This is a genomic window from Alloscardovia sp. HMSC034E08 (assembly GCF_001813415.1).
Taxonomy (GTDB): Bacteria; Actinomycetota; Actinomycetes; order Actinomycetales; family Bifidobacteriaceae; genus Alloscardovia; species Alloscardovia omnicolens.
The window spans coordinates 618,176-633,892 of the sequence record NZ_KV812468.1 but is presented as its reverse complement, the minus strand read 5'-3'; the positions used below and the strand labels follow the sequence as shown (position 1 = coordinate 633,892).

Below are 15,717 nucleotides of genomic sequence, written 5' to 3'. Positions count from 1 at the left end.
CTCATGGCTCTCACCTACAAACTATGGGAAGGAGAGCTAATGACCGGCTCCACACTACAAGTGTTCACCAACAGCCAGTTCGGCCAAATCCGCACCATCACCGAACATGGTGTAACCATCTTCTGCGCCAAAGACATCGCCACTGCGTTAGGGTACGAAAATCCTACAAAAGCAGTCCGCGATCATTGCAGACAGGATGGGGGTCCAAAACGTTACCCCATCATCGATACCCTCGGGCGCACCCAGCAAGCCAACTTCATCACCGAGGGTGACGTGTATCGCCTGATTGTCTCAAGTCACCTGCCGAGCGCGGAACGTTTCGAGAGATGGGTGTTTGATGAGGTGCTTCCATCGATTCGTCGAACCGGCCTGTACGCGATCGACGAGCTACTCAAAAACGATGAACTGCTCGAACAAGCCCTCACACGTCTACGTGCCGAGCGTGCCAAGCGTCTTGCTGCTGAGCAGGCATTGCTCGAGGCAGCACCGAAGCTCTCCTACTACGACATCGTGCTGCAGTCACCGTCGTTGATGCCCATCACCGCTATCGCTAAAGACTACGGGCTATCCGCGAAGAAACTCAACCGGCTGTTAGCTGATGAACATATTCGGTTCAAACAGTCAGGCATCTGGTATCTGTATGCCGAGTATGCGAAATGCGGCTACACCCAATCCAAAACCCACCTGCTGGAAAGCGGCAAGACGGTGATGCACACGTATTGGACGCAGAAAGGCCGCCTGTTCATCTATGACCTGTTGAAAAACCGCTACCAGATCCTGCCGGTTATCGAACGACAAGCAGGTGAAACCAAATGAACACACTCCAAAAAGACCGACCACTAATCAGTGATCTAACACCGTGGCGTAACTCCAAAGGCTACGCAGACCCGACTGCATATAGGGCGCTTCGGGCTCTGGAAATATCCGAATTCGGCCACCGTCCCTTGACCTATATCTGCTCACCTTACTCCGGGGACGTGCAGATGAATGTGGAGTTGGCAAGGGATCTCTCAGCTTATGCGGTGCGCTGCCGGCGTATCCCACTCGCACCCCACCTGCTGTTTCCGCAGTTTATGGATGATACCGATCCGTGGGATCGCGAGCTTGCCATGTTCATGGGTCGCGTGCTGCTTTCTAAGTGCGAGGCGATGTGGGTGTATACGCCGCGCGTCTCTCCAGGCATGAAAGCCGAAATTTCCTGGGCACACCAACTCGAACTCCCGATTACCTATTTTGACCACAACTTCGCGGAGGTAGAACTACATGACTGACTTCATTTTGTGCACGACTAATCTGGTGAGCGCGCAACGCAACCTCAAATACCCGAATCACCGGCACATAACCAATACGGCTGATTTGAAGAATACCGTGACACATGACCATGTGGCGGCCGAATATGAGGGCGATATCCGTTCCACCGACAGGTTCTTGAACTCCACGTGTGTGGTGATGGACATCGATAACGACCATTCTAATTCACCGGCTGATTGGGTGACACCGGAATCTCTCGCTCTCATCTTCCCGGGCGTCGCTTTGGCAACCGCGACCTCGCGGAATCATTTGAAACCCAAGGGTGAAAAGACCGCCAGGCCGCGCTTCCACGCCTACTTCCCAATCAAGCCGGTAACTGACGCTGCAGTCTATACGGGGATCAAGAAGAAGCTGGCCTCCTATACCGGAATCTTTGACCGCAACGCTCTCGACGCTGCCAGATTTATTTACGGAAACCCGACAGCTGAGGTCACCTGGGTAGACGGTGCCCTATCCATCACCGATTTCCTTGATGCTGACGCGTTCGCCGCACTCGAAATGGGCACGGGCAAGATTCGGGAAGGTGCCAGGAATGCGACCATGAGCGGTTTCGCTGGGCGAGTGATTGTGCGTTTTGGCAATACTGAGCAAGCACGCCAGCTTTTCGAGACGAAAGCACACACCTGCGTGCCACCCCTACCAGATAGTGAGTTGCAGGCGATCTGGGCCTCGGCATTGAAGTTTGGTGCAAAAGTAGCTGCAACACCGGGTTATATTCCACCAGAACGCTATGCTGAAATCCAAGGACTGCGTCCCACCGACTTCACCGATGTCGGTCAAGCCACCGTCCTGGCAGACGAATATGCACAAAAACTCGCATTCTCTGAGGCCACAGATTGGCTGGTGTATAACGGTTCGTTTTGGGAAGAAACCAGACCAGGCTCGCGCGCCATCGCTCAAGAACTCACCACGCGCCAGTTAGAGCAAGCCGCACAGCTGCTCGAGAAAGCCCGTGAGGCGTGTGATTCCACTGGGGTCACTCAGTTACTGTCGGCAATGAGCCTGACCAAAGCGAAAAACCTATTCACCACCGTGCAGTGGACCGCTTACGAGCAGCTTCAAGACGCACAGGCCTACGAGAAATACGTGCTCAAACGGCGTGATTCTAAGGCGATTACTGCCTCGTTGAAGGAGGCAGCTCCGATGCTGCAAGTCACCCAAGCAGACCTTGACGCAGACCCTTTCGCTCTCAATTCCCCTGGTGGCACCATTGACCTCACCACCGGGCAAATTCACGAGCACGACTATGGGGATTTCATCACCAAACAAACCAGCACCGATCCCGCCACCAAAGGCATGGACACGTGGTTGGCGGCGCTCGAGGTGTTCTTCCAAGGCGACCAAGAACTAATCGACTATGTGCAGCGAATCGTGGGGCTGACCGCGATCGGCAAAGTCTACGTCGAAGCCCTCATCATCGCCTACGGCGACGGCAGGAATGGCAAATCGACGTTTTGGAACACAATCGCTCGGGTGTTAGGCACATACGCGGGCAACATCTCCGCCGATGCTCTCACTGTGGGTGTGAAGCGGAATGTGAAGCCTGAGCTGGCAGAAGCCAAAGGCAAACGCCTCTTGATCGCGGCGGAGACCGAGGAAGGCATGAGGCTCTCCACCTCTATCGCCAAGCAAATGGCATCCACTGATCTGCTTTATGCGGAAAAGAAATATAAGGCGCCCTTCGCGTTCGCTCCTTCGCATACGCTCGTGCTGTATACGAATCACCTGCCACGCGTAGGTGCAATGGATTTTGGTATTTGGCGCAGGCTGATCGTGATTCCATTCGAGGCAAAAATCGAAGGCTCCTCGGACATCAAAAACTACGCCGAACACCTCTACCAAAACGCCGCTGGTGCCGTTCTGCAATGGATCGTTGATGGTGCCCGCAAAGTGATTGATGACGACTTTGTTTTGAAGCCACCACCTAAAGTGCGTCGAGCCCTGGAGGCCTACCGGTTTGAGAACGACTGGATGACACATTTCTTAGACGATAACTGCGAGATCGACCCGAGCTTCACACAACCCTCGGGCGAGCTTTATAGCGTCTATCGCGCCTACGCGCTCAGCGTGGGCGAATACGCCAGATCCACGTCCGATTTCTATTCAGCCTTGGAACAACTCGGATTCCGCAGACGCCGCACAAAGAACGCACGCTATGTGGACGGACTACGCCTGAAGAGCGAATTCAACCTTTAGCCCCTAAGTGGTGACACTATCTGTCGGTCTATAACAGAACTTTTCTTAAGAGCAATAAAAACAAATATCTATATATAAAAAGTTATGTAAACGACTGGCAGAAAGCGTCACCACGTGAGCAGAAAGCAACACGTGATGAAAGAACAACATTTAGAACAAGCACTCGTAAAAACCGTTGAAGCTCTGGGCGGGGTCTGCTGGAAACTAGTCAGCCCCGGAACCGCCGGTGTACCTGACCGAATCGTGCTGTTACCTGATGGGCATGTCGGCTTCGTGGAAGTCAAGGCACCCGGCGGTAAAGTTCGCGCAATCCAAAAACACAGGCTCAGGCAGTTGAAGCACCTGGGCTTCACCGCACTCCTCCTCAACAATCCTGACGACATTAAGAAGGTGTGCCATGCAATACAAGCCGCATAACTACCAACAGCTAGCAACGGCTTTCATTGAGGAACACCCGGCTGCAGCGCTACTGCTCGAGATGGGACTTGGCAAGACCGTAATCACCCTGACAGCAATACAAGATCTCCTCTTCGACAGCTTTGAAATACACAAGGTGCTGGTTATTGCGCCGTTGCGCGTAGCGAGGGACACGTGGCCTGCTGAGCAGGCAAAGTGGAGCCACTTACGCCAGCTACGCCTGGCGGTGGCTGTCGGCACCGAACGTCAACGCCGAGGCGCGCTCAACTCTGGTGCAGACATCACAGTGATTAATCGGGAGAACGTTGACTGGCTTATTACCCGTAGTGGCATCAAGTGGCAGTGGGATATGGTCGTCATCGACGAACTCTCCTCGTTCAAAAACCATCGCGCCAAACGCTTTACCGCGCTCATGAAGATCCGCCCCCAAGTGAAGCGGATTATTGGCCTGACCGGCACCCCAGCCAGCAATGGGTTGATGGATTTATGGGCGCAGTTCCGCCTCCTCGATCTCGGTGTACGCCTCGGGCGGTACATTTCTAGATATCGTGACCGCTGGTTCGATCCTGATAAGCGCAGTGGGATGCAGGTGTTCACTTACAAGCCCAAACCTAGCGCTGAGGACGAAATCTACGAGGCAATCTCGGATATCACCCTGAGCATGAAAACCAGCGACTACCTCACCCTCCCACCACTGACTGTCACGACTACCGAGGTGACCATGAGCGGCAGGGAGCGCAAGGTGTATGACCGGCTCGCACAAGAGATGGTAGTCGAGTTGGGCGATGAGGTGATTGACGCGGCCAATGCTGCCGTCCTGGCTGGCAAGCTCACCCAGCTAGCGTCCGGTGCGATCTACACCGAAGCCGGCGACCCCATTGTGGTACACGGCCGCAAACTCGATGCTCTCGAAGACCTCATCGAAGCAGCGAATGGGAATCCCGTGCTTGTGGCGTATTGGTGGCAGCACGACCTGGCACGCATCCGTGAGCGCTTCCCGCAAGCCAGACAGTTAAAAACTTCAGCGGATATTGAGGCTTGGAATGACGGTGAAATCCCACTCGGGTTGATTCACCCGGCCAGCGCTGGGCATGGGCTCAACCTCCAACAAGGCAGCTCAATCCTCATCTGGTATTCCCTCACCTGGAGCCTTGAGCTCTACCAGCAAACCAACGCCCGCCTGTATCGGCAAGGCCAGACCAAGCCGGTGACTATTACGCATATTGCGACCAAAGATTCGATTGATCAGCGGATCTTATCGGCACTCGAATCGAAGAACATGACCCAGTCGGCGCTCATCGACGCGGTAGCGCAGACCTTGAAAGGAGAAACGAAATGAGCGTTACGCATCAAGAAACCGACATCACCTGGCGCTACGTTGACCGCCGCGCCGCTGCTATCAACGCGCTGCGCGACTACGCCACTATGGAAACCATCATCGATAACACTCCCGATGACCTGAAAGCTATCGAAGTCGACCTGCCCGGCCTGTCCTCCCCCGTCTTGGATGGCAGCCGCCGTGCGTTTAATCCCACCGCGGCCGAGGACAAAATCCTTAACCACTTGGAACGGATCGATAACCGCACCCGCAAATACCTGCAAGCCAAGGATTACATGGACTGGTTCAACCCCGCCTGGCAAGCGCTCACCGATGAGGAGCGTGACGTGCTAGAGGTTTGCTTCCTTTCCGGGTACGAGTCTGCCACTGATGCGATTTATGAGGTGCAAGAGCGGCTGAATGTGGAGCGCTCCACCGCCTATAACCGGCGCAAAACCGCCCTCGACCACCTCACCAGTCTACTCTACGGACGCTAAACCCGGTTGGACAAAACGCGGACGACATTCCCGTTTCGAGCCTGATATAGTGTAACTAGTTAGAAAAAGGTCAAAGCCCCGAACGGATACATTCCCTCGGGGCTTTACCATCACCACAGGAGATAACGGGAATGCCACGCAAACCCAAACGTCCCTGCTCTCAGCCTGGCTGTCCCGAACTGACCCGCGAAAGGTTCTGCCAGCTCCACGCCAAAAAGGCAGATAAGAACTATCGTAAGTTTCAACGTGACCCGAAGATCAACCGCCGCTATGGTGCACGCTGGCGCAAGATTCGCGCTGCTTACATCGCGCAGCATCCTTTGTGCGAAGACTGCCTGGAAAAACGAGTGACCACCCCAGTTCAGGAAGTCCACCACGTCCTGCCGCTCGAGCACGGCGGCAGCCACGACTTTTCTAACCTGCGCAGCCTGTGCAAACCCTGCCACTCCAGGCAGAGCGCATTAGACGGTGACAGATGGAGGCAAGCCCCTCAGGTCTACACCTACTAGATTTTTTGAAAATCGCGACATAACCACCAAGCACTTCCCCACCCTAAAAATATCGACCTTGTTCCCACGCCAAGTTACGGGACAAGTCGAGGATTCGATTAGGGGCTGGGGCCCTCGAATCTCTACAGCTTTGGCGAAGGTCAGCGGGCGGGGCCAACCGTACACAAAAAGACCGAATCAAACAGGGTATTAACCTAGCGCATATTTGAAGGCCGTTTTTTCTGGCCACCGCAGGTCAGATAGGAGGCCGATAGCCGTGGCAAAAGATGGAACTAATCGCGGTGGGCGCCGTGTGAGGGCTGGCGCGAAACCCGACCCGCTGAGTGAGAAACTCGCTAAGGGTCTGCCTGCCACTCGCTTGGAAGATCCGCTAGCGACCCCTTTCGATTTCGAGGGCGCAGATGTTGGTGATGGCGCGGTGCTTGCTGGTGAAGTGATGCCGGAGCCTTCTGAGTATCTGTCAGAGGTTCAGCGTGATGGCAAACCCTTGGGTGCTGATTTGGTGTATCGGGAGACGTGGCGCTGGCTTGACGAGCGCGGCTGCACGAAGTTTGTTTCTAAGCGTCTCATTGAGGCCTACGCCCAGGCTTTCGCCCGGTATGTGCAGTGCGAGCAGGCAATCTCCAAGTTCGGTTTGCTCGGCAAGCACCCGACCACGGGAGCTGCTATCGCTTCCCCGTTCGTTGCGATGAGCCAATCTTTTGGTAAGCAAGCAAACGTGTACTGGTATGAGATTTTTGAGATTGTGCGGGCGAACTGCACCACTGACTATTCGGGTGCGGCCCCGGGTGATGAGGTTATGGAGCAGCTGTTGAAAGCACGCTCGTAGATGCGTCCTAGTGTTTTTGAGCTTATTTGAGGCGTTTTCTTGCGCTGAAGCCTACCCCTAGCGCGATTCCGACTCCTGTGCCGTTTGCTACCCCCAAGGCGATATCGTCCATAATGAACCCAAAGATAATGCCGGTCATAATCCCGGCAATCATTCCATAGGCCACGGCCTTACCATTGCCGCCGGAAGGTTCTGACGGATTAGGTTTACTCGTTTCGTCTTGCACGTATTCCAGTATCACACACGATTCGGGTTTCCCTCGTTTTCTTCGCTCCCCACTCCTGGCTGACATGGTGGGGAGTTTTTGTTTCTTTTGATTTTTCTACTGAAAGGGCATTCCTATGACTACGGTTCGCAGCGCTGAAGCAGTGTGTATCGGTCACCCCGATAAACTGTGCGATCTAATTGCTGATCAGATTCTCGACGAAATTCTCTACGCCGATCCCAACGCCCGCGTCGCGGTAGAGGTCATGGCTACTGGGCGACGCATTATTGTCACTGGTGAAATCAGCACTAATGCTCGTGTGGACTTGCGTGATTGCGTACGCACAGCACTTACTGCAGCTGGCTATAAACCGTGGAGATTTTTGGTATACGTATGGGTGAGGCGTCAATCTAACGATATTAACGACGGCGTGACCACATCTTTAGAGGCTCGCCATGGCGATGAGTCCGCTTATTGTATTCAGGGTGCTGGTGACCAAGGCACGGTCTACGGCTATGCCTGCACTGATACACCACAGCGCTTACCATTGCCTCTTGTTTTAGCCCACGAGATTTGTAAACGGCTAGATGCCGCGCGCAAGCAAGGAACCATTACTGGGATCTTCTCAGATGGTAAAGCACAAGTTTCGGTGCGCTACAACGACGCAGGAAAACCGCAAGCCGTAGAGACGGTGGTGGTTTCCGTCCAGCACGATAAATCCAAGGATTTCGATGAGTTGCGACGTGAAATCACCTCGATGATTATCGGTCCAGCTTGCTCTTCGTATCTTCCTGTCGATGAGAACACGACTATTTTGGTGAATCCTTCTGGGCGGTTCGTGGAGGGCGGCCCTAAAGCCGACACCGGACTCACCGGTCGAAAACTTATGGTTGATACCTATGGCGGTTTTGCTGGGCATGGTGGTGGAGCGTTTTCCGGTAAGGATCCGTCGAAGGTTGACCGGTCGGGTGCTTATATGGCGCGTTTGATCGCCAAGACGGTGGTGGATGCGCACCTAGCTGAAGAGTGCCAAGTCAGCATTTCTTATGCGATTGGTAAAGCCGACCCGGTCGCTTTTGCTATCGACACGCTCGGCACCGGTGAACATCCTGATGAACTAATTACGGCTGCTGCGCGCGATGTCTTTAATCTTCGTCCGGCTGCGATCATCGACCAGTTACATCTCAAATCTCCCGGTTACGTGCGGTATTCGACGTATGGGCATTTCGGGGATTGCACACGCAAGTGGGAAGACACCTGGACTACTAGCCGCGAGCTTGTCAAGGCGGTGAAAAACCATGCGCATCAAGCAAATAGCCATAAGTGATCTCACCCCAGCTGACTACAACCCCCGCAAAGACCTACAACCTGGGGACACGGACTACGACAAACTAAAACGCTCGCTAAGCGAGTTTGGATATGTGGAGCCAGTCATCTGGAACAAAACCACCGGAAATATTGTAGGTGGGCATCAGCGCCTGAAAGTACTAGCTGATCTGGGCTATAAAACCGTGGACTGCGTGGTCGTCGAACTCGACGAAACCCGCGAAAAAGCCTTAAATGTTGCTCTAAACAAGATCAGTGGCGATTGGGATAATTCCAAACTCGCCCTACTCATAGCCGACCTGGATGCTTCCGATTTCGACGTTGAACTCACCGGTTTCGACGAATCCGAAATACAACAGTTAATAGGTTCTCTTGATAGCGACAGTATCGAAGACGATAACTTCGACCTGAACGCCGCCCTTGAAGCAGCAGCTTTCGTCGAAAAAGGCGATATCTGGAGGATTGGTAGGCATCGCCTGATGTGCGCGGACGCCACGAACCCGGCCGATGTCGAAACCTTGATGGATGGCAAACAGGCTAATCTGGTGGTCACAGACCCGCCTTACAACGTGGACTTCAAATCGAACAGCGGCCTGAAAATCGCAGGCGACAAACAAGACACAGACACCTTCTACCAGTTCCTACTAGCTGCATTCACCAACATGGCGGCATCCCTAGATAAGGGAGGGTCAGCCTATGTCTTCCACGCCGACACCGAAGGATTGAACTTCCGTCGCGCTTTTCAAGACGCTGGCTTCTACCTGTCGGGCTGTTGTATTTGGGTCAAAGACTCCCTCGTACTTGGCCGTTCCCCATACCAGTGGCAGCACGAACCAGTGCTGTATGGGTGGAAGAAAGACGGCTCTCACGCTTGGTATGCGAATCGCAAACAAACCACGGTGTGGAATTTCGCCAAGCCGAGGAAGAATTCCGATCACCCCACTTCCAAGCCACTAGACCTGTTGGCTTATCCGATTCGTAACTCCACCCAAACCAACGCAATCATCCTCGATACCTTTGCTGGGTCTGGTTCCACACTCATGGCTGCAGAAGCCACAGACCGCACTTGCTATTGCATGGAGCTGGATGAGAAATACGCTTCCGTGATTGTGCGCCGCTATGCCGAAGCAACCGGAGACGCAGCTGGGATCACCTGTACCCGTGGCGGCAAAGAATACGCCTACCTCGATTTGGTCAAAGAAGTCGAGCGCCCCAAGCAGAAAGGCTAACCCTTGACAAAAACTTTAAGGCTTGGCTCGCTTTTTGATGGCTCAGGTGGCTTCCCACTAGCGGCAACAAAGGTTGGTATCGAACCTGTGTGGGCAAGTGAGATTGAGCCCTTCCCGATCCTGGTCACCACCACGCGCCTTCCGCAAATGCAACACCTAGGCGACATCTGCGACATTGACGGCAGTCAGCTAGAGCCGGTGGATGTGGTCACGTTTGGCTCTCCTTGCCAAGACCTGTCGGTAGCAGGTAAAAGGGCAGGTTTAGCTGGCGAACGCTCGGGTCTATTCCACCAAGCCGTCAGAGTCATCAGAGAAATGAGAAAGGCAAGTCATGGTCTATATCCAAGATTCGCTGTTTGGGAAAACGTGCCCGGAGCCTTCTCAAGCAATAAAGGGGCAGACTTCCACAGCGTCCTGCAAAACCTCATCTCGGTTGTCGACGAAACGGCAGCGGCTGACCTACCTCGAGTACAAAAGTGGCATAAAGCTGGAGCGATCGTGGCAGACCAATGGAGTATTGCGTGGCGAGTATTGGACGCGCAATTTTTCGGAGTACCCCAACGACGCAAAAGAATCTACCTTATCTGCGATTTTGCAAGCGGGCGTGCCGGACAAATACTCTTTGAGCCCCAACGCGTGTTCCGGGATCTTGCGCCGGGCTGCAGTGAAAGGCAAAACCCTCCCACCAATCCTCGAGCAGGCACTCACGAGGCAAGCAAATCTTTAGATGTGTTCGCCTTGCGGATGCGGGCAGGTAAACCAGGCGGCGGTAAAGGCCCGCTCGTGCAAACAAACCTTTCGGGCACGCTCGGATGCAGTAACGACCAGAGTATTATTGAGCCGCTACTGTTTGACCATCATCCTCATGATGCCAGGGTGGGCGGACCATGCCAGATAGCACCAACCGTGACCGCTCGTTACGGCACTGACGGAGGCAATACTCCCATCATCGCTACCGCCTACGGTTTCAATGCGTTGCATGAGGAACGCGGCGCAGCAGTAGGCAGGTACGGTTATCCCACCGAGGTATCAAAGACGCTCGATACGTCTGGAGCTATTCTCAAATTATTAATACGAAAATCGGTTCCCTGGACACCTCTAAACTTGGCCCTGCCGCGCAGATGTCGATGCTGGAAGCCGGATTTTTCGCGTCGGCAGATCCGCAGGGCGACGGGCAGATTGATTGGCAGGTCTATGGTTCTGACGGTGCGATAGTGGGGGAGGGCAAGTGCCCCGCCCTGGCGGTACAAGCCTTGCACACTCAACTGCGCGCCGGACTTCGGCTGGACACTGACAGCGCTATGGCAGCTCTAAAATCTGGGAAAATCCCTGTCCTCATGCCCAATCGGACGTATTTTTTGGCAGACCGCGGGGAAACCTGTGCGTCCTGGCCCGGCTGCGCTGCCAAAACTTGGACCACCGGGGACGGCGTTACCCTCAATCTGAAAGCTCCGGGGACTCCGTTGACCTCCGACGCGACAAAAGCCGTGTTTACGGAGGGCAACGGGGGGCTGCTGAGTTACGGGGTGGTCGACGGGAAATTCCTTTGGGAAGGCGTCGCGCCGCCATTGAAAGGAGCTGCCACCACCGGGGATACGTTTGTCCTGGGGTCAGGGTTGGGTCAGTTGGCGCAGCTGGGTGACCTCAACAAGGGCAGTGCCAAGGCAGTGTTGCGCTACCTCGGCCTACCCTAGAGGGCTGCCTCAAGAAGCAACCTGTTGAGGTTCCGGGTCAGAGCCGGGGGCGGCAGACTGCGCGCCATGATAGCGCTGCAGACGCTGTTGACGAAGCAAATCCACCAGCCAAACAATCAGGAACAATACGCCTTCAAGCAGCACGACTGTGGCTCCTGACGCGGTATCGAACCAGTAGGAAATATAGGCTCCCAGCACGACACAGGATACGGAAAGCAAGGGAGCTATCCATAGCATAGCGTTGAACCGGTTTGTGAGCAGCCGGGCGGTTGCGCCAGGGGTAATCACCAGTGCCACGATGAGGATTGCGCCCACTGCTTGCATCGCCACCACGACTGTCAAAGACAGAGCTACCAGCAACAGAGTCGCCAACCAGCTTGTAGAGATGCCGATAGCGTGGGCGTGAGTCTTGTCGAAGGCATACAGCACCAAATCCCGTTTTTTGTATAACAACAGCACCAGAGCGAGTGGGCTCAATATCAAGACCTGCCACATATCGGCTCTGGTAATGCCGAGCATGTCGCCAAACAAAATGTGGTGCAAATCAATGTGACTGGGGAACAGACTGATTAAGACCAGACCGGAGGCAAACATTGTCGTGAATACCACCCCAATAGCCGTGTCTTCTTTGACCCGTCCGCGCCCCCGCACTGCGCCAATCAATCCCACCACCAGCAAAGCTGCCACGAGGGCGCCTATTGCGAAGGGCGTTCCCAAGAGGTAGGACACGACGATTCCGGGAAGAATTGCGTGGGACAGGGCGTCACCTAACAGTGACCAGCCAATCAAGACCAACCAGCAGGACAACACGGCACAAACCGCCGCCGCGACTCCGGTGACGATGATGCCCCGGAGCATAAACTGCTGCGTCCACATTTCGATGAAAGCTTCATAAAAATTCACTGTCCACCTCCTGACGCGGCGGGATTTAATCCAAACGCTTTCGCGAGGTTTTGCGGGTCTAAGGCGCCGGCGGGATCACCTTGATAAACTACGCGACGATACAGCAAAACCACTTCATCGCAGAGCTTTTCCAAAGAAGCCAAATCGTGGGTTGAAACCACCACCGTGGTGCCTTTTGCCGAGATTTTGCGCAGCAAATCGACGATATTGGTTTCGGAGTATTTGTCTACTCCGGCAAACGGTTCATCGAGGAGCAGGAGGGGCGCGCCTTGGGCAATCGCGCGGGCGATAAACACCCTTTTCTTTTGACCGCCGCTCAACGCCCCAATTTGGCGCTGTTGCAAATCTTGCAACTCCACCATTTCTAACGCGGCTTGCACCGCTGCCACGTCTGCAGATTTGGGACGACGGGTCGGTCCCATAAATCCATACCGTCCCATCATGACGACTTGGTTTACGTTAACCGGGAAGTCCCAATCGATTTCCTCATTTTGCGCAACATAACCAATCAGTCGCTGTTTGCGGGCTTGGTTCGCGTCAATTCCGGCAACTTTAATACTGCCCTTTTGATACGAAACGCTGTTGGTGATGGATTTGAACAGTGTTGATTTTCCCGAACCGTTCATCCCTACCAGACCACAAATTTGACCGCGCGACACGGTTAAACTGGCACCCTCCAGTGCCACATTAGCTCCGTAACGAACATGCAAATCTGAGACTTCTAATATAGGCGGGGCTAAATTTGAGCTGGACTCAGCTTCAGCCCCGCCTGGCTCTATGCGGTTGTCGAGAGCATCACTCATTTCTGAGTCAATCCTCGGGTAATCAAATCTGCGTCGTAGCGCAACAGATCCAGATAGGTCGGAACGTCTCCATCTGAGTCTGACAAGGAATCAACATACAATTCCCCACCGAATTTCGCACCTGTGGCTTCCACAACGGGTCGCATTTTGTCTCCCACGGTTGACTCGCAGAAAACTGCGGGAACGTGGTTTTGCTTCACGTAGTCTTCCACTTCCGCTACGCGAGAGGGAGTGAGGGCTCCTTCGGCATTTACGCCCCACAAGAATTTCTCGTTGAGGTTATAGTCGCGAGTCAGATACGAGAATGCTCCCTCACAGCTGACCAAAGTACGTTGTGACGGGTCGAGCTGAGAAAGCGTGGACGTGATGTCCTCGCCGACTTTTTCAATCTTGGCACCATACTGTTTGGCATTTTCCTGGTACTCGGAGCAGTTCTTTGCATCTAAATCGCAGAAGGCTTTTGCCATATTCTTCACGTAGAGGGCGCCGTTTTTCGGGCTCATCCAAGCGTGCGGATTGGGCTTACCCTTGTAGTCGCCTTCGGTAATCGGAATGGGCTCTACGCCCTGCGAAACATTGACCTTTTTGGCATCCAGATCGGCGGTAAACTTCGTGAACCAGCGTTCCAAATCCAGCCCGTTATTTAAAATCAGTTTCGCTTTCTGCGCCGACTTCAAGTCCGAGGGCGTGGGTTGGTAATCGTGGATTTCCGCCCCAGGTTTGGTGATAGAGCGGACTTCCAGATGGTCTCCGGCAACGTTTTGAGCCATGTCCTGCAACACGGTAAATGTGGTGAGGACCAGGGGTTTGCCTGGTGCGGCTGAATCCGAGCTGGAGCTGGGGGTCCCGCCGCACCCGCTGAGAGAGGCTCCCAGGCACAAAAGCGCGGCTACGGTCAAGGTTCCTTTAATTTGCTTGTTTTTAAATCTCTTCACGGGTATAGTCTAAGTTAGGCATACCTAAGTTTGCAAGCCCGAAACCGTTAAAATCCCGTAATTTAGCGATTTTTTTGTACTGACAAATCCTAAAAAACCAAGGATACGAGCTTTGGAGCACGCACGATAATCCGTTTCGGCTCCCGCCCGTCCAGCAACTTCACCACCGCCGGTTCCGCCAGGACCTTCGCCTGCAAATCCGCCTCGGAAATCTCGGGGTCCACCGACACTTTCGCGCGCACCTTGCCCGCCACCTGCACCACGCAAGTGACCTCCTCAGCCGCCAACAGCGACTCATCGGTCACGACCGGGAACGTGGCCCGGGCGATTCCGCCCTGGTGACCCAAACGTTCCCACAGTTCCTCCGCAATGTGCGGAGCGATGGGGGCGACCATCACGACCAACGCTTCTGCGGCCTCACGTGGCACCTGGGGTAACCCGGTGAGGTGATTATTCAGCACAATCATCTTGGCGATAGCCGTGTTCACGCGCAGATTGTCGTACTCCACGGTGACATCGTGAATGGTGCGAGCCAGCACTTTTGCGGTCGCCAAATCCGGGGCGTCATCGGTCACGGTGAGCGCGCCGGTGTTCTCATCGACGATATTGCGCCACAGTCGCTGCAGGAAACGCTGGGAACCGACCACCGCGCGCGTGTCCCACGGACGGGACATATCCAGCGGTCCCATCGACATCTCGTAAACCCGGAACGTGTCCGCGCCGTAATCCGCGCACATCTGATCAGGGGTGACAATGTTCTTGAGCGACTTGCCCATCTTGCCGAACTCGCGGTTGACGGGCTGACCCTGCCAGGTAAAGCCGTCCTCCTCGCTACCCTCCACCTCGTCAGCCGGGACGTATTGCCCACGTGAATCCGTGTAGGCATAAGCCTCAATCATGCCCTGGTTGAACAGGCGATGGAACGGCTCTGAACTGGACACATATCCCAAGTCGTAGAGGACCTTGTGCCAAAAACGCGCGTACAGCAGGTGTTTCTCCGACCTGCAACCAAGGCGGCATCGCCATCGTCGAACCCGACGTTGTGAGCGCCTCGAAGGCAGACTTCTTCTGCCGAGGCAACGTCAATATTGCTGGCGCTCTGTTGGCTTCGGACTCAACTGAGCCGCCCCTGGTCACTGACCCTGGCATGCCCAAATACCGCGTGAGACGCTTAACCCCCACCGAATGCGCCCGCCTACAAGGATTCCCTGATACTTGGACAGACGGACTCGCCATCGAGAACCCGAGCGAAGACGTGCTGGATTATTGGTGGCAGGTCTGGGCTAGCTGGGCCAAGGTGCAAGGATTGAAAAAACCTAAAACCCGCAACCAAGTACGCAAATGGCTGGCTAATCCAGCGTCCGACCGGGCACTCTACAAGCTGTGGGGAAACGGGATAGCTTTGCCGTGCGCCAAACTCGTGCTTTCCCAGATAGTCGCCGAGAGCACTAAAACTCCTTGATTTTAAGGCAAAAATTACTGGATAAGTACGCGCTCCTATGGCTGTATGTACATGACCAAACAACCAGCAAGAAAGAGAGGGTT

17 protein-coding genes and 1 pseudogene are annotated in these 15,717 nt (G+C 54.6%); 13 read left to right on the top strand and 5 right to left on the bottom strand.

Going from position 1 to position 15,717, the window contains the following annotated elements; genetic code table 11:
• The first annotated feature begins 39 nt into the window (after window positions 1–39).
• From HMPREF2909_RS04270 to HMPREF2909_RS04235, 8 genes are all read left to right on the top strand, one after another.
• Entirely contained in the window at window positions 40–816 is a 777-nt protein-coding gene (locus tag HMPREF2909_RS04270; RefSeq protein ID WP_071415352.1) for a phage antirepressor, read from the top strand.
• A complete protein-coding gene (locus HMPREF2909_RS10030) occupies window positions 813–1,271 on the top strand; it encodes a DUF7768 domain-containing protein (RefSeq protein ID WP_071415351.1) in 459 nt (152 codons plus the stop codon). The genes HMPREF2909_RS04270 and HMPREF2909_RS10030 overlap by 4 nt, the downstream gene beginning before the upstream one ends.
• Complete coding sequence (locus HMPREF2909_RS04260) at window positions 1,264–3,507, top strand: phage/plasmid primase, P4 family (RefSeq protein ID WP_071415350.1); 2,244 nt, start codon at window positions 1,264–1,266, stop codon at window positions 3,505–3,507. Before HMPREF2909_RS10030 ends, HMPREF2909_RS04260 begins: the two co-directional genes overlap by 8 nt.
• A 114-nt stretch (window positions 3,508–3,621) precedes the next feature.
• The gene (locus tag HMPREF2909_RS04255; RefSeq protein ID WP_441294123.1) at window positions 3,622–3,924 is read left to right on the top strand and encodes a VRR-NUC domain-containing protein; all 303 of its coding nucleotides are present in this window, start codon (window positions 3,622–3,624) and stop codon (window positions 3,922–3,924) included.
• Window positions 3,905–5,263, top strand: coding sequence for a DEAD/DEAH box helicase (locus HMPREF2909_RS04250; RefSeq protein WP_071415348.1), 1,359 nt, complete (start codon window positions 3,905–3,907; stop codon window positions 5,261–5,263). Before HMPREF2909_RS04255 ends, HMPREF2909_RS04250 begins: the two co-directional genes overlap by 20 nt.
• The gene (locus HMPREF2909_RS04245; protein WP_071415347.1) at window positions 5,260–5,739 is read left to right on the top strand and encodes a hypothetical protein; all 480 of its coding nucleotides are present in this window, start codon (window positions 5,260–5,262) and stop codon (window positions 5,737–5,739) included. Before HMPREF2909_RS04250 ends, HMPREF2909_RS04245 begins: the two co-directional genes overlap by 4 nt.
• A gap of 131 nt (window positions 5,740–5,870) precedes the next feature.
• Entirely contained in the window at window positions 5,871–6,248 is a 378-nt protein-coding gene (locus HMPREF2909_RS08815; RefSeq protein WP_084797247.1) for an HNH endonuclease, read from the top strand.
• 256 nt (window positions 6,249–6,504) lie between these two features.
• Window positions 6,505–7,077 (top strand): P27 family phage terminase small subunit, encoded by a 573-nt coding sequence (locus tag HMPREF2909_RS04235; RefSeq protein WP_071415345.1) that lies wholly within the window; start codon window positions 6,505–6,507, stop codon window positions 7,075–7,077.
• Between the two features lie 22 nt (window positions 7,078–7,099).
• On the opposite strand, the gene HMPREF2909_RS04230 is transcribed toward HMPREF2909_RS04235, so the two are convergent.
• A complete protein-coding gene (locus HMPREF2909_RS04230) occupies window positions 7,100–7,303 on the bottom strand; it encodes a hypothetical protein (protein WP_210387863.1) in 204 nt (67 codons plus the stop codon).
• A 115-nt stretch (window positions 7,304–7,418) separates the two neighbouring features.
• On the opposite strand from HMPREF2909_RS04230, the gene metK reads away from it, so the two are divergent.
• The 4 genes from metK to HMPREF2909_RS09300 all read left to right on the top strand — a co-directional run bounded on the left by metK (window position 7,419) and on the right by HMPREF2909_RS09300 (window position 11,531).
• Window positions 7,419–8,609 carry a methionine adenosyltransferase gene (gene metK, locus HMPREF2909_RS04225; protein ID WP_071415343.1) on the top strand — a complete coding sequence of 397 codons (1,191 nt, stop codon included), beginning with the start codon at window positions 7,419–7,421 and terminating at the stop codon, window positions 8,607–8,609.
• Window positions 8,581–9,837 carry a site-specific DNA-methyltransferase gene (locus tag HMPREF2909_RS04220; RefSeq protein WP_071415342.1) on the top strand — a complete coding sequence of 419 codons (1,257 nt, stop codon included), beginning with the start codon at window positions 8,581–8,583 and terminating at the stop codon, window positions 9,835–9,837. The genes metK and HMPREF2909_RS04220 overlap by 29 nt, the downstream gene beginning before the upstream one ends.
• Window positions 9,838–9,840: 3 nt before the next feature.
• A complete protein-coding gene (locus HMPREF2909_RS04215) occupies window positions 9,841–11,052 on the top strand; it encodes a DNA cytosine methyltransferase (RefSeq protein WP_210387862.1) in 1,212 nt (403 codons plus the stop codon).
• An 86-nt stretch (window positions 11,053–11,138) separates the two neighbouring features.
• Window positions 11,139–11,531 (top strand): hypothetical protein, encoded by a 393-nt coding sequence (locus HMPREF2909_RS09300; protein ID WP_210387861.1) that lies wholly within the window; start codon window positions 11,139–11,141, stop codon window positions 11,529–11,531.
• 9 nt (window positions 11,532–11,540) lie between these two features.
• Here HMPREF2909_RS09300 and HMPREF2909_RS04205 read toward each other — a convergent pair whose 3' ends face one another.
• The 4 genes and pseudogenes from HMPREF2909_RS04205 to HMPREF2909_RS04190 form a co-directional block, all read right to left on the bottom strand.
• Window positions 11,541–12,434 carry a metal ABC transporter permease gene (locus HMPREF2909_RS04205; RefSeq protein WP_004009096.1) on the bottom strand — a complete coding sequence of 298 codons (894 nt, stop codon included), beginning with the start codon at window positions 12,432–12,434 and terminating at the stop codon, window positions 11,541–11,543.
• On the bottom strand, window positions 12,431–13,237 hold the full coding sequence (locus HMPREF2909_RS04200) for a metal ABC transporter ATP-binding protein (protein WP_022865321.1): 807 nt from the start codon (window positions 13,235–13,237) through the stop codon (window positions 12,431–12,433). The genes HMPREF2909_RS04205 and HMPREF2909_RS04200 overlap by 4 nt, the downstream gene beginning before the upstream one ends.
• Complete coding sequence (locus HMPREF2909_RS04195; RefSeq protein WP_022865320.1) at window positions 13,234–14,172, bottom strand: metal ABC transporter substrate-binding protein; 939 nt, start codon at window positions 14,170–14,172, stop codon at window positions 13,234–13,236. The genes HMPREF2909_RS04200 and HMPREF2909_RS04195 overlap by 4 nt, the downstream gene beginning before the upstream one ends.
• Window positions 14,173–14,261: 89 nt before the next feature.
• Window positions 14,262–15,164: pseudogene (locus tag HMPREF2909_RS04190) on the bottom strand (class I tRNA ligase family protein); the annotation flags it as partial.
• 155 nt (window positions 15,165–15,319) lie between these two features.
• Here HMPREF2909_RS04190 and HMPREF2909_RS09840 point away from each other — a divergent pair.
• Window positions 15,320–15,634 (top strand): DNA cytosine methyltransferase, encoded by a 315-nt coding sequence (locus HMPREF2909_RS09840; RefSeq protein WP_219350890.1) that lies wholly within the window; start codon window positions 15,320–15,322, stop codon window positions 15,632–15,634.
• Window positions 15,635–15,717 lie beyond the last annotated feature (83 nt).